Annotated in this window: 13 protein-coding genes and 1 pseudogene; 8 read left to right on the forward strand and 6 right to left on the reverse strand. The window is 72.5% G+C overall.

The annotated features are described in order from the left end of the window. The first annotated feature begins 54 nt into the window (after positions 1-54). The 4 genes from xylA (at position 55) to RLT57_RS19290 (ending at position 4,768) form a co-directional block, all read left to right on the forward strand. Positions 55-1,260, forward strand: coding sequence for a xylose isomerase (gene xylA, locus RLT57_RS19275; RefSeq protein ID WP_311298633.1), 1,206 nt, complete (start codon positions 55-57; stop codon positions 1,258-1,260). 175 nt (positions 1,261-1,435) lie between these two features. Next, positions 1,436-1,861: a helix-turn-helix transcriptional regulator gene (locus tag RLT57_RS19280; protein ID WP_311298634.1), complete on the forward strand. Its 426-nt coding sequence runs from the start codon at positions 1,436-1,438 to the stop codon at positions 1,859-1,861. A 5-nt stretch (positions 1,862-1,866) separates the two neighbouring features. Beyond that, complete coding sequence (locus tag RLT57_RS19285) at positions 1,867-2,283, forward strand: VOC family protein (protein WP_311298635.1); 417 nt, start codon at positions 1,867-1,869, stop codon at positions 2,281-2,283. Between the two features lie 415 nt (positions 2,284-2,698). Further along, positions 2,699-4,768 (forward strand): glycosyl hydrolase family 28-related protein, encoded by a 2,070-nt coding sequence (locus RLT57_RS19290; protein WP_311298636.1) that lies wholly within the window; start codon positions 2,699-2,701, stop codon positions 4,766-4,768. Here the strand turns inward: RLT57_RS19290 and RLT57_RS19295 are convergent. Beyond that, positions 4,713-5,627, reverse strand: a complete 915-nt coding sequence (locus RLT57_RS19295) for an MFS transporter (RefSeq protein ID WP_311298637.1) — start codon at positions 5,625-5,627, stop codon at positions 4,713-4,715. The genes RLT57_RS19290 and RLT57_RS19295 overlap by 56 nt on opposite strands. Positions 5,628-5,786: 159 nt before the next feature. Here RLT57_RS19295 and RLT57_RS19300 point away from each other — a divergent pair, with 159 nt between their 5' ends. Then, on the forward strand, positions 5,787-6,953 hold the full coding sequence (locus tag RLT57_RS19300) for a cystathionine gamma-synthase (RefSeq protein WP_311298638.1): 1,167 nt from the start codon (positions 5,787-5,789) through the stop codon (positions 6,951-6,953). Positions 6,954-6,973: 20 nt separating this feature from the next. Here RLT57_RS19300 and RLT57_RS19305 read toward each other — a convergent pair whose 3' ends face one another. From RLT57_RS19305 to RLT57_RS19315, 3 genes and pseudogenes are all read right to left on the reverse strand, one after another. Further along, complete coding sequence (locus tag RLT57_RS19305; protein ID WP_311298639.1) at positions 6,974-7,240, reverse strand: hypothetical protein; 267 nt, start codon at positions 7,238-7,240, stop codon at positions 6,974-6,976. Continuing rightward, positions 7,237-7,767, reverse strand: coding sequence for a sigma factor-like helix-turn-helix DNA-binding protein (locus RLT57_RS19310; protein ID WP_311298640.1), 531 nt, complete (start codon positions 7,765-7,767; stop codon positions 7,237-7,239). Before RLT57_RS19310 ends, RLT57_RS19305 begins: the two co-directional genes overlap by 4 nt. 191 nt (positions 7,768-7,958) lie before the next feature. Then, positions 7,959-8,423: pseudogene (locus RLT57_RS19315) on the reverse strand (MarR family winged helix-turn-helix transcriptional regulator); the annotation flags it as partial. A gap of 260 nt (positions 8,424-8,683) precedes the next feature. Here RLT57_RS19315 and ilvA point away from each other — a divergent pair. The 3 genes from ilvA (at position 8,684) to RLT57_RS19330 (ending at position 12,099) form a co-directional block, all read left to right on the forward strand. Next, entirely contained in the window at positions 8,684-9,904 is a 1,221-nt protein-coding gene (gene ilvA / locus RLT57_RS19320) for a threonine ammonia-lyase (RefSeq protein ID WP_311298641.1), read from the forward strand. Between the two features lie 348 nt (positions 9,905-10,252). Then, on the forward strand, positions 10,253-11,248 hold the full coding sequence (locus RLT57_RS19325; RefSeq protein WP_311298642.1) for an ATP-binding cassette domain-containing protein: 996 nt from the start codon (positions 10,253-10,255) through the stop codon (positions 11,246-11,248). Next, the gene (locus tag RLT57_RS19330; RefSeq protein WP_399128995.1) at positions 11,245-12,099 is read left to right on the forward strand and encodes an ABC transporter permease; all 855 of its coding nucleotides are present in this window, start codon (positions 11,245-11,247) and stop codon (positions 12,097-12,099) included. The genes RLT57_RS19325 and RLT57_RS19330 overlap by 4 nt, the downstream gene beginning before the upstream one ends. A gap of 111 nt (positions 12,100-12,210) precedes the next feature. Here RLT57_RS19330 and greA read toward each other — a convergent pair whose 3' ends face one another. Continuing rightward, complete coding sequence (greA, locus tag RLT57_RS19335; protein ID WP_311298643.1) at positions 12,211-12,708, reverse strand: transcription elongation factor GreA; 498 nt, start codon at positions 12,706-12,708, stop codon at positions 12,211-12,213. Positions 12,709-12,933: 225 nt separating this feature from the next. Then, positions 12,934-13,404, reverse strand: coding sequence for a DUF4307 domain-containing protein (locus tag RLT57_RS19340; RefSeq protein ID WP_311298644.1), 471 nt, complete (start codon positions 13,402-13,404; stop codon positions 12,934-12,936). Positions 13,405-13,478: the final 74 nt, after the last annotated feature.

Consider the following 13,478-nt stretch of genomic DNA (forward strand, 5'->3'; position numbering starts at 1 on the left):
ATCGGCCTCGCATACTAATTTGTTCAACAGTCTGACGAATAGGAGCCGACCACCATGACTTCCGCCACGCCCGCGCCCACCGGTTCCGGGGACCCGTACACCCCGGCCCCCGAGCACAAGTTCACCTTCGGCCTGTGGACGGTCGGCTGGCTGGGCCGCGACCCGTTCGGCGACGCCACCCGCGCCCCGCTCGACCCGGTCGAGTCCGTCACCCGCCTCGCCGAACTCGGCGCCTACGGGGTGACCTTCCACGACGACGACCTGATCCCGTTCGGCGCGGGCGACGCCGAGCGCGACACCCACGTGAAGCGCTTCCGGCAGGCCCTGGACAGCACCGGCCTGACCGTCCCGATGGCCACCACCAACCTTTTCACCCACCCGGTCTTCAAGGACGGCGCCTTCACCGCCAACGACCGCGACGTCCGCCGCTTCGCGCTGCGCAAGACCATCCGCAACATCGACCTCGCCGTGGAGCTGGGCGCCAAGGTGTACGTCGCCTGGGGCGGCCGGGAGGGCGCTGAGTCCGGCGCGGCCAAGGACGTCAGGGCCGCCCTCGACCGGATGAAGGAGGCGTTCGACCTGCTCGGCGACTACGTCACGGAGCAGGGCTACGACCTGCGGTTCGCCATCGAGCCCAAGCCGAACGAGCCGCGCGGCGACATCCTGCTGCCGACCGTCGGCCACGCGCTGGCCTTCATCAACTCCCTGGAGCGGCCCGACATCGTCGGCGTCAACCCCGAGGTCGGCCACGAGCAGATGGCCGGGCTGAACTTCCCGCACGGCATCGCCCAGGCGCTGTGGCACGGCAAGCTCTTCCACCTCGACCTCAACGGCCAGACCGGCATCAAGTACGACCAGGACCTCCGCTTCGGCGCCGGCGACCTGCGGTCGGCGTTCTGGCTGGTGGACCTGCTGGAGTCGGCGGGCTACGAGGGCATGCGGCACTTCGACTTCAAGCCGCCGCGTACCGAGGACTACGAGGGCGTGTGGGCGTCGGCGGCCGGCTGCATGCGCAACTACCTCATCCTCAAGGAGCGGTCCGCCGCCTTCCGCGCCGACCCCGAGGTCCAGGACGCGCTGCGCGCCTCCCGCCTGCACGAACTGGCGCAGCCGACCCTGGACGACGGCGAGACCGTCACGGACCTGCTCGCCGACCGCGGCGCCTACGAGGACTTCGACCCGGAGGCCGCCGCGGCCCGCGGCATGGCGTTCGAGCGGCTCGACCAGCTGGCGATGGACCACCTGCTGGGCGCCCGCTGACCCTGCGACCCCACCGCTCCACCACCGCTCCGTCGCCGCTCCACCGGGCCCGTCCGGTACGGCCGCGTCCCGTACGGGCCCGGCCCGCGTCCGGCGGGGGCGGGCGCGGGCCGGCGGGGGCGGCCTTCCCGGCCATCCCGGCCGGACCGCGGGCACACTGTGCGAAGCTGGCGGGGTGACGCTGGAGGACCTCGTCCGGTTGCGCCGGGCCCGCGACCTGGTGGACCGCGAGTACGCGAAGCCGCTGGACGTGCCCGCGCTGGCGCGTGCCGCCTTCATGTCGCCCGGTCACTTCTCCCGCAGCTTCCGCGCCGCCTTCGGGGAGACCCCGTACAGCTATCTCATGACCCGCCGGATCGAGCGGGCCAAGGCGCTGCTGCGCCGCGGTGACCTGACCGTGACGGAGGTCTGCTGCGCGGTCGGCTGCACGTCGCTGGGGTCGTTCAGCTCGCGGTTCACCGAGCTGGTCGGCGAGAGCCCCGGCTCGTACCGGGCCCGCCGGCACGACGAGGGCGCCGCCATCCCCGCCTGCGTCGCCAAGATCCACACGCGACCGGTCAGGAACGGAGAAGCGAAACCCGCCCGGCCGCCCGTAGCGTGAAACGCATGGACATCGAACTCGCACAGTGCTTCATCGCCGTCGACGACCACGACAAGGCGCTCGCCTTCTACCGGGACGTCCTCGGTCTGGAGGTGCGCAACGACGTCGGCTTCGAGGGGATGCGCTGGGTGACCGTCGGCTCGCCCGCGCAGCCCGGCGTGGACATCGTGCTCGAACCGCCGCTGGCCAACCCGAACGCCTCGCCCGCCGACAAGGAGGCCATGGCGGAGCTGCTGGCGAAGGGCATGCTGCGCGGCGTCATCTTCAGGACCGACGACTGCGACGCCACCTTCGAGCGGATCCGCGCCGCGGGAGGCGAGGTGCTGCAGGAGCCGATCGACCAGCCGTACGGCGTCCGCGACTGCGCCTTCCGCGACCCCTCCGGCAACCTGCTGCGCTTCAACCAGCCCCGCCGGCCGTGAGCCCGGCGCCCGGGAACCGGGCGCCACCCTGCCGGTGGACCCGGGCGGCTCCGACGCGTCCCCGCTGCCTGCGGACGCCCGCCGAGGACTGACCCCGCCCATCGACCCACCCCCGCCTGGACGCGCGCCCCCGCCCGGACCCGGACGGCGGCTCGGCCTTCGCGCCCTTGGCGGTGTGTCCCCGGCCCCGGCGGTCCGCGTCCCGGCGGTTCCGGGCGGGCGGTCTGCGGCGGAGGGTGTTGACGGGGAGGGTGAGGCGCAATGAATCGTCGTAGAAACGCAAGAAGTCAACTTGTGGGCGTAGTTTGGGTCCAAAGTTGCGAAATCATTTCGCAGTGACCTTGTGGAGCGGGACTGACGGGTCCTAGTGTCACCTCACCTTGATGGCGTCAGACCCGAGAGAAACGAGCTTTCGATGTCACGGAGCATCACCGGTGCTGCGACGAGACAATCCGGTGGCCCACGGCGAAGAGCCGCTGTGGTGGTCGCCTCGCTGACCGCGGCCGCCGCGGGCTTCAGCATGCTGGCCGGCGGCACCGCCGTGGCCGGCACCGGTCACGGCGCCGCCGCCACCGCCCAGCCCGCCGTCACGCGCGCCGCCCTCGACCCCTCGCTGGTCGCCGGCCGGGGCGCGAACGTCGGATTCGCGGAGCAGGAGGCGGAGCACGCCGCCACCAACGGCACCGTCATCGGACCGGGCCGCGACGCGTACACCCTGCCCGCCGAGGCGTCCGGCCGCAGCGCCGTCACCCTCAAGCCGGGCCAGTACGTCGAGTTCACCCTGCCCGCCACCACCAACGCGATCAACGTCCGCTACAGCATCCCGGACGCGCCGAACGGCGGCGGCATCACCTCGCCGCTCAACGTCACGGTCAACGGCGGTGCCAAGCGGGCGATCACGCTCACCTCGCAGTACGCCTGGCTCTACAACCTGTACCCGTTCTCGAACGACCCCAACGGCGACATCCTGCACCCCGACTACTGGGTCACCGAGTGCGGCTGCGTGCCCCAGGACACCACTCCCGCCCCGGTGTTCGCCAAGCCCTTCCGCCCCAACCACTTCTACGACGAGCAGCGCCTGCTGCTCGGCCGCACCTACAGGGCGGGCGACAAGGTCCGGCTGACCGTGCCGGCCGGCGCCGCGACCACCACCATCGACCTGCTCGACTCCCAGCGGGTCGCCCCGCCGAAGATCGACCTGATCGCCGCCAACGTGCTCGCCTTCGGCGCCGACCCGACCGGCCGCCGCGACTCGGCCGACGCCATCGACCGGGCCATCGCCTTCGCCAGGCTGACCCACCTCAAGGTGTACATCCCGCCGGGCACGTACCAGGTCAACCGCCACATCATCGTCGACAACGTGACGATCGAGGGCGCCGGCAGCTGGTACACGGTCATCAAGGGCCACCAGGTCTCCCTCAGCACCCCGGCCGCCGACGGCTCGGTGCACACCGGCGTCGGCTTCTACGGCAAGGACGCGTCGGCGGGCGGCAGTTCCAACGTCCACCTGTCCGGCTTCACCATCCAGGGCGACGTGCGCGAGCGCATCGACACCGACCAGGTGAACGGCATCGGCGGCGCGCTCAGCAACTCCACCGTCGACGGCCTGTACATCCAGCACACCAAGGTCGGCATCTGGCTGGACGGCCCGCTGGACAACCTGAAGATCACCGGCAACGAGATCGTCGACCAGATCGCCGACGGCATCAACTTCCACACCGGTGTGACGAACTCGGCCATCTCCGGCAACTTCATCCGCAACACCGGTGACGACGGCCTCGCCCTGTGGTCGGAGAAGACCGAGGACGCGAACAACACCATCGACCACAACACCGTGCAGACCCCGGTCCTCGCCAACGGCATCGCGGTCTACGGCGGCACCGACAACACCGTCTCCAACAACCTGGTGGCGGACCCGATCCGCGAGGGCAGCGCCATCCAGGTCGGCTCCCGCTTCGGCTCCGAGGCGTTCACCGGCCACCTCTGGATCACCGGCAACACCACCGCCAGGGCCGGGACCTACGAGCTCAACTGGAACATCGGGCTCGGCGCGATCTGGTTCTACGCGCTGGAGAAGAACATCGACGCGGACATTCAGGTGACCGGGGACACCTTCCTCGACTCCACCTACAACGCGATCATGCTCGTCTCCGACTTCCCGGTGAAGGACCTCTACTCCATCACCAACGTCCACTTCACGGACATCAAGGTCGACGGCACCGGTACCTCGGTGCTCAGCGCCCGGGTGGCCGGCGGCGCCACCTTCCAGAACGTGGACGCCCGCAACGTCGGCGCGGTCGGCGTCAACAACTGCGGTTCGTTCGACTTCACCCCGGCCGGCTCCGAGTTCACCGTCACCGACCTCGGCGGCAACGACGGCGGCGGCACCACCGGCGACTGGCTCGCGCCGTGGGAACTGCCCAACACCATCACCTGCGACGACCGCCCGCCGGTCGTGGTCCCGCCGGCTCCCACCCAGTGGTGAACCGGTAGCGCCCACCACCCGCGCCACAGCGCGCGGGTGAAGCGGCAAGCAGCGGTGACCAGCGGTGACCAGCGGTGACCAGCGGTACGTGAAGGCGCGTCCCGTCGGCCGCCCGGGTGCCAGCACCCGGGCGGCCGACGGTGTTCGGCGCTCCCCGGCGGACCGCCGGCGCACCGCCCGCGTCAGAAGTGCCCGACGACCAGGTGCCCGTCGGTGTCGAAGTACGACCAGCGGGTCGCGCTGCGGACCGCGCCGGACATCCCGATGCCGCCGGACACCTGCGGGTTCCCGCTGCTCGCGTCGTTGGAGCAGGCCGGGTTGCAGCCCTCGGAGTAGGCCAGGTGGAACCCGCCGCCGCCACCGCGAGGAAGGAGGCCCCGTTGATGCCGAAGACGACGTCGGGCCCGGTGGCGGCGGCGATCAGGCCGGCCACCGCGGGGCCGACCGCCCGCGCCAGGTTCACGTTGAGGCTGCCGAGCGCGACGGCGGCCGGGATCTGCTCGCGCGGCACCAGCTCCGGCTGGACGGCCTGCCGCCCCGGGCCCGTCAGCGCCTGTCCGCGGCCGGCGAGGAAGGTCAGCGCGATCAGTACGGCCGGTGTCGTCAGTCCGGCGGCCGTCATCGCGCGCAGCGCCCCGCACAGCGCCGCCATGGCGCCCGCGAGGGTGATCAGCAGGATCCGCCGGTCGAGCACGTCGGCGAGCACGCCCGCGGGCAGCGGCAGGAACAGCACCGGCAAAAGGGAGGCAGCCTGCACCGCGGACGTCGGCGTGGTCGCGTGGGGCTGGTGGACCAGCGTCCACTGGGCGCCGACGGTCTGCATCCAGGTGCCCACGTTGGACTGAGCTGCGCGATCCACAGCATGCGAAAGCCCGTGGCCCGCAGCGGCGCTTACGCCGAGGGCCCGCTTCCGGCCGCTACGGTGCCCGCCATGGGCGCAGCGCAGGGCAGAGCGGTCGGGCGCGCACGTGCGGACGCGCAGCGGCACCGACCCCCCGGGTGCGGCTACCCTCCCCTTATGACCGATCAGCACAACGAGCATCACCCGAGCGAGCACTTCGAGACTCTCGCGATCCACGCCGGGCAGCCCGCCGACGCGGGTACCGGCGCGGTGGTGACGCCGATCTACCAGGTGTCGACGTACAAGCAGGACGGTGTCGGCGGCCTGCGCGGCGGCTACGAGTACAGCCGCTCCGCCAACCCGACCCGCTCCGCGCTGGAGCGGAACCTCGCCGCGCTGGAGGGCGGCCGGCGCGGGCTGGCCTTCGCCTCCGGCCTCGCCGCCGAGGACTGTCTGCTGCGTACGCTGCTGGTGCCCGGTGATCACGTGGTGATCCCCAACGACGCCTACGGCGGCACCTTCCGGCTGTTCGCCCGGGTGCTGGAGCGCTGGGGGGTCACCTGGACGGTCGCCGACACCTCCGACCCGGGGTCGGTACGGGACGCGGTGCAGCCGCGGACCAAGGCGATCTGGGTGGAGACCCCGTCCAACCCGCTGCTCGCCATCTCCGACATCACCGCGCTGGCCGAGGTCGCCCAGCAGGCCGGTGCCAAGCTGGTCGTCGACAACACCTTCGCCAGCCCCTACCTTCAGCAGCCGCTGGCGCTCGGCGCGGACGTCGTCGTGCACTCGACGACGAAGTACATGGGCGGCCACTCCGACGTGATCGGCGGCGCGCTGGTGGCCGCGGACACGGCGTTCGGTGAGGAACTCGCCTACCACCAGAACGCGATGGGCGCGGTGGCCGGGCCGTTCGACGCGTGGCTGGTCTCCCGCGGCATCAAGACGCTCGCGGTGCGGATGGACCGGCACTGCGCGAACGCCGAGCGGATCGCGGCGATGCTCGTCGCGCACCCGAAGGTGGCCGAGGTCTACTACCCGGGACTGCCGGAGCACGCCGGGCACGAGCTGGCCGCCAAGCAGATGAAGGCGTTCGGCGGCATGGTGTCGTTCCGGGTCAAGGGCGGCGAGGACGCGGCGCTCGCGGTGTGCGACCGGGCGCGGCTGTTCACCCTCGGCGAGTCGCTCGGCGGCGTCGAGTCGCTGATCGAGCACCCGAGCCGGATGACGCACGCCTCGGCGGCGGGCTCGCCTCTTGAGGTGCCGGCGGATCTGGTACGTCTTTCGGTCGGCATCGAGGCCGTCGACGACCTGCTGACCGACCTCAGGGAAGCGCTGGCCTGAGCGGGCGGCCGTCGCGGGCCCTAACCGCCCATCGGCGACCACCATGTGCCGTCGGCCGGCGTTCCGGCCGGCGGGCGGTCCGGCCAGAGCAGGACGGCCAGCACGATCCCGGCGGCCACCGCCGCGGCCAGCAGCAGCCACAGCACGGCGTGCACGGCCCGGCGGCGCCGTACGATCCGGCGCCCGCGCAGCACGGCGCGGGCGCCGAGGTCCGTGGGCACCATGGGGTGCGGCGTGTCCAACAGCCGCCGCACCTCGTCCTCCCGCCGGTTCGGCGGCCCGCTCACCGCGCCGCCCCTTGCCGGCGGGGGCCCCGGGCGGCCTCCTGCGCCGCCGGGCCGGCCGGATCCGCGGCGCGCGTGCGGCGGCCCCCCTGGAGGCCGCCCGGATCGACCCGGCGGCTGCGCAGCGTGGCGGTGGCCCGCGCGCCGATCATCCTCACCCGTTCGGCGGGCAGCCCCAGCTGCGCCGCCGTCTGCTCCTCGGCCACGCCCTCGAAGAACCGCATGGTCACCACGAGGCGCTCCTGAGCGGTCAGCCGGTCGAGCGTGCCGCCGCGCGGGCGCCGCCACCAGGGCCGGTAGGCGAACCGCCGCACCAGTTCGCTCCGCGCCTGCTCGTACGGGTCCTCCGCGCGCATCCGGAACCAGTCGGCGTAGACCCGGGCGAGTGTGCCGACGAGCAGCCGTTCGGCATCCCCGCGGTCGCCGGTGAGCAGGACGGCGGCGTGCAGCAGCCGTCCGCCCGCGCCCGCGGTGAACGCCGCGAACTCGGCGTCCCGTCGCAGTCCCGCTGCCGCCCGGCGCTTGCTCACGCGGCCATGGGACGGCAACCGGACGGGCCGGGTCAAGCCCCTTGCGCGTCCCCCCGCGACCCGGTGCCCACGCCCGTGCCGGGCGCCCCACCGGCCTCGGCGGCGGTTCCGGTGACGGTCCCGGCATCCGCTCCGGCCCCCGCTCCGGCCCCCGTGGCGGGCCCGGCGGCGGCCGGTTCGTCCCGCCGGCCGAGCCCCGCGTGCCACGCCGACAGGGAGATGTTGAACCGGGCGAGCAGATCCGTGAAGATCTCCCGCTCCTGGACCGTCCACGCCTCGGTGACCTCGGCCATCAGCCGGCGGCGCGACTCGCGCACCTCGTCCAGCCGGCCCCGGCCGCGCGGCGACAGGGCGAGGACGACCGCCCGCCCGTCCTCGGGGTGGGAGGTGCGCTTCACCAGACCGGTGTCGACCAGCGGCGCGACCTGGCGGGTCACCGTGGAGGAGTCGATGCCCATGGCCTCGGCGAGCGCTTTGACGCCCGTCGGACCCGCCTGGTCGAGCCGGTTGAGCAGCAGATAAGCAGCGCGGTCCATGGAATTGCGGGCCTTGCCGACGCCGCCGAGCCGGGTTTGTTCGGCGCGGCGGGCGAAGAGGGCAACCTGGTGCTGGAGCCGCTCAAGGAGTTCGGCCGAGATCTCCGGAGGGTTGGACATGACCTGGAAGCTCGCGTTCTGTCGGTCCTGTTAAGGGGGGCGGGCTGCGGGAAGTTGGCAGAAGAGTACGCGGAGCGGGTGGTCCCGGGGCCGTTCCCGCCAAACCGCAATCAGTCCGCTCACGGGCTGCCGGTCCGCGTGTCAGGAATGCCTCCGTCCGGCCCGTCCCGCCCGGACCGCCCTGCCGCCGCCCCCGGCGGGCGTACCCGCTGGTGAGGGGCTCGCGGTCGCCCGCGCGGGAGAACTGCGAGACTGGCTGCATGGAATCAGGCCCGTCCCGGACGATCACTCTCGACGATGTGCGCGGCGCGCACAAAATGCTCTCCGGGGTCGCCCGGGTGACCGGCATGGAGAGCTCCCGGTACCTGTCGTCGCTGGTCGGGGCACCTGTGCACCTCAAGTGCGAGAACCTCCAGCGCACCGGCTCCTTCAAGATCCGCGGCGCGTACGTACGCATCGCCGGGCTGGGCCCGCAGGAGCGGGCGGCGGGCGTGGTGGCGGCGAGTGCCGGCAACCACGCGCAGGGCGTGGCGCTGGCCGCCTCCCTGCTCGGGGTGCGCTCGACGGTGTTCATGCCGGTGGGCGCGCCCCTGCCCAAGGTCGCCGCGACCGGCGAGTACGGCGCCGAGGTGCGGCTGCACGGCGCGGTGGTGGACGAGACGCTGCGCGCGGCGATCGCGTACGCGCGGGAGACCGGCGCGGTCTTCATCCACCCGTTCGACCACCCCGACATCATCGCCGGACAGGGCACGTTGGGCCTGGAGATCCTCGAACAGTGCCCGCAGGTCCGCACGATCGTGGTCGGCGTCGGCGGCGGCGGGCTCGCGGCGGGTGTCGCGGTCGCGGTGAAGGCGCTGCGGCCGGACGTGCGGATCGTCGGGGTGCAGGCGGCGGGCGCGGCGGCGTACCCGCCCTCGCTGGCGGCCGGCCGGCCGGTGCCGCTGGAGTCGGTGGCGACGATGGCCGACGGGATCATGGTCGGGCGGCCCGGCGACGTGCCGTTCGCGATCGTCCGGGACCTGGTGGACGAGGTGGTGACGGTGACCGAGGACCAGCTGTCCTCGGCGCTGCTGCTGTGCCTGGAGCGGGCCAAGCTGGTGGTGGAGCCGGCCGGGGCGAGCCCGGTGGCGGCGCTGCTGGCCGCGCCGCGGGCGTACCGGGGGCCGGTGGTGGCGGTGCTGTCCGGGGGGAACGTGGACCCGTTGCTGTTGCAGCGGACGCTACGGCACGGGATGTCGGCGGCCGGACGCTATCTGTCGCTGCGGCTGCGGCTCACCGACCGCCCCGGGGCGCTGGCGACGCTGCTCGGGGTGCTGGGCGCGGTCGACGCCAACGTGCTGGACGTGAGCCATGTGCGGACGCATCCGCGGCTGGGGATCACGGAGGCGGAGGTGGAGCTGCATCTGGAGACCAAGGGGCCCGAGCACTGTGACGCCGTCGGCCGGGCGCTTGAGGACGCGGGGTATGTGGTCATGGGGTGAGGGCGGGCGTCCTCGTGCGGGCGCCCCGGCGGTGGGGGGCGCCTCGCCGTGGGTGCGCCGTGCCGTGGCCGCGTCCGCCGTGGCCGACCGGCCGACCGGCGCGGTGGCGCTCGCGCAGCTCCGCGCACCCCTTCCGAGAGCGTCCCGCCGCGGTTGTCGGTAGCTCTTTGGGATGAACGTGCGGGGCGGGCGGCGTGACGCGACGGTTCGCGGGGTACTCGCTTGACGCGATATATCGCGTCTGGCATGGTCGCGTCGTAGCGGGCCGCGGGGGCAGCCATGAGTTCTGGCCGTTCGGGCGGTCGTACTCAGCGGAGCGTGACAAGGCGACGGAACGGGAGACACGACATGGCGGGCGCCATCTACGCCGAGGGCCTGGTGAAGACCTTCGGCGATGTCAGGGCACTGGGGGGAGTGGATCTCGACGTACCGGAAGGCACGGTGCTCGGTCTGCTCGGCCCGAACGGCGCGGGGAAGACCACCGCCGTGCGCGTCCTGACCACCCTACTGCGCCCCGACAGCGGCACGGCCGTCGTCGCGGGCATCGACGTACTGAAACACCCCAACGAGGTACGCCGCCACATCGGGCTGTCCGGGCAGTTCGCCGCGGTGGACGAGTACCTGACCGGCCGGGAGAACCTCCAGATGGTCGCCCGGCTCTACCAGCTGAGCGGCAAGGCGGCCAAAGCGCGGGCCACCGAGCTGCTGGAGCGGTTCAACCTCGCCGACGCGGCCGACCGCACCGCCAGGACGTACTCGGGCGGCATGCGGCGCCGGCTGGACCTGGCCGCGGCGCTGGTGGTCCGGCCGCCGGTGATGTTCATGGACGAGCCCACCACCGGACTCGACCCGCGCAACCGGCAGCAGCTGTGGGAGGTCATCCAGGAACTCGTGGCCGGCGGCACCACGCTGCTGCTCACCACCCAGTACCTGGAGGAGGCCGACCACCTCGCCCACGACATCTGCGTCATCGACCGCGGCCTGGTGATCGCCCGCGGCACCTCCGACCAGCTCAAGGCGCAGATCGGCGGCGAGCGCGTCGAGGTCGTGGTGCACGAGCGCGACCGGATCGAGGAGGCGTCCCGGGTGCTCGCCCGGTACGGCAGGGGCGAGACCAGCGTCGAACAGCACACCCGCATGATCACCGTCCCGGTCACCGGCGGCGCCAAGCTGCTCGCCGAGGTGATCCGCGACCTGGACGCGGACGGCATCGAGATCGACGACATCGGTCTGCGCCGCCCCACCCTCGACGACGTGTTCATCTCACTGACCGGCCACGCCGCCGAAGAGGCCGCCGGCACCGACGACAGCGCCGACCCGGCCGGCAAGGAGACCGCGAAGTGAGCGCCGCCACCGACACCCCCGGCAACACCCTCGCGCCGACCGCGCGCGGCGGACTGCTCGGTTCCGCCCACGACTCCCTGGTGGTCGCCCGGCGGAACCTGATCCGCATGACCAGGATCCCCGAAGTGGTCCTCTTCGGACTGATCCAGCCGATCATGTTCGTCGTCCTGTTCAGCTACGTGTTCGGCGGCTCGCTGGACGTGGGCGGCACCACCAGCGCCAGCGTCTACCGCAACTTCCTGATGGCGGGCATCTTCGCCCAGACCGTCACCTTCGCCACCGCGGGCGCGGGCGCCGGGATCGCCGACGACATGCACAAGGGGCTCGTCGACCGGTTCCGCTCGCTGCCCATGGCGCGCGGGGCGGTCCTGACCGGCCGGACGCTCGCCGACCTCGTCCAGACCGCGCTGACCGTCGTCGTCCTCGCGATCGTCGCGGTGATCGTCGGCTGGCGCATCCACAACGGCGTTCCCAGGATGTTCGGCGCGTTCGGACTCCTCCTCCTGCTCGGCTACGCCTTCTCCTGGATCGGAGCGCTCATCGGGCTGTCGGTGCGCACCCCGGAGGCGGCCACCTCCGGCGGGCTGATCTGGCTCTTCCCGGTGACGTTCATCTCCAACGCCTTCGTGGACTCCTCCAACATGCCGGGCTGGCTCCAGCCGGTCGCGGACTGGAACCCGTTCAGCGCGACCGTCCAGGCGTGCCGGGTGCTGTTCGGCAATCCGGGCGTCTCGCACTCCGGCGCCTGGCCGATGGAGCACCCGGTGTGGGCCTCGCTGGCCTGGTCGGTGGTGATCATCGCGCTCTTCCGCACGCTGGCGGTCCGCAAGTACCGCTCGGCGACCGGGTGAGGCGGCGCGGGCCCGGGTAGGGCCGGGCCCGCGCGGGTCCGGGGAACCCGCGCGGAACGACGGAGCCCCGGTCGCCGGAGACAGTCCGGCGGCCGGGGCTCCCCGGTGCGCTCAGCCCTGGTACGGCCTGACGTCGAGGATTTTCACCGACGCGGTCTTGCCGTTCGGCAGTTCGTACGTGGCGTCGTCACCGGTCCGCTTGCCCGTCACCCCGGTACCGAGCGGAGACTGCGGCGAGTACGTCTCCAGGTCGTCGGCCACGCCCTCGCGCGAGCCCAGCAGGAAGGTCACCGTGTCGTCGGGGTCCCCGTCGAACGCGATGGTGACGACCATGCCGGGCGCGACCACTCCGTCGTCCGCCGGCGCCTCGCCGACCTTGGCGGACTCCAGGATCTGGTTCAGCTGGCGGATGCGCAGCTCCAGCTTCCCCTGGTCCTCACGCGCCGCGTGGTAACCGGCGTTCTCCTTGAGATCGCCTTCCTGGCGGGCTTCCTCGATCTTGGCGACGATCTCGGCGCGCGCCGGACCAGACAGATGCTCCAGCTCGGCCTTGAGCTGGTCGTACGCCGCCTGGGTCAGCCAGGTGACGTTGTCGCTGGTCTGGGTCACAGGTGCTCCTCGTCGGTACTGTTCTTGCCGTGTGCCTGTCCGGCGGACTCCCCGCGGACCATGTGCGCCGCCGCGTACCCGGTGAACAAGTGCATTGCCACCGGCTGCCGGGACGAAACCACGAGCCTAACAATTACCGGCGGTGGACGGGAGCGACCGACGCGGCCGGCGCCGTCGGCCGTCCGCGGTGACGCCCGTGCCGGGCGATCGTTCCGGTGCCCCGCGCTACGCCGCGGCCGACGCCTTGCCCGAGGCGGCCTGGCAGCTCACCAGCTCACCGGTCTCACCGCGCGCGGTGGTCCGTACCGTCACCACCGTGTCCACCTGCTTGCCGCGCTCGGCGATCCGCACGTCCTTGCGGCCCACCTCGTTGTGGTCGGCGTCCTGCGAGCGCAGCGTGCACACCGCGACGGAGTCCGCCCCCTTGTGCACCTCGAGATGGACCTCCACCGCCTGGTCCGAGACCACCTCGAAGGCGACCACCTGCGCGCTGACCTCGGTGCCCGTCACGTAGTGCCAGCCGTACAGCGCGAGGACGACGGCGCCCAGCGTGCCCAGTACGATGGCCGCGATCCGCAGTGTGCGGTCGGCACGGGCGTCCGCGGCGGGACCGTGGAGACGGCCGGCGGGACCGTAGCGGCCCTCCGGCGGGGTGCTCGACGGAGAGTCCGGCGGACCTGACCGCAAGGCCGTCATGAGCGCTCCTCCCGACGGGGGACCACGAAATGAACAGCCCCTTTCGTCGGTCACTATAGGAGGCGCCCGCGCGG

The sequence above is a fragment of the Streptomyces sp. ITFR-21 genome, assembly GCF_031844685.1.
Taxonomy (GTDB): domain Bacteria; phylum Actinomycetota; class Actinomycetes; order Streptomycetales; family Streptomycetaceae; genus Actinacidiphila.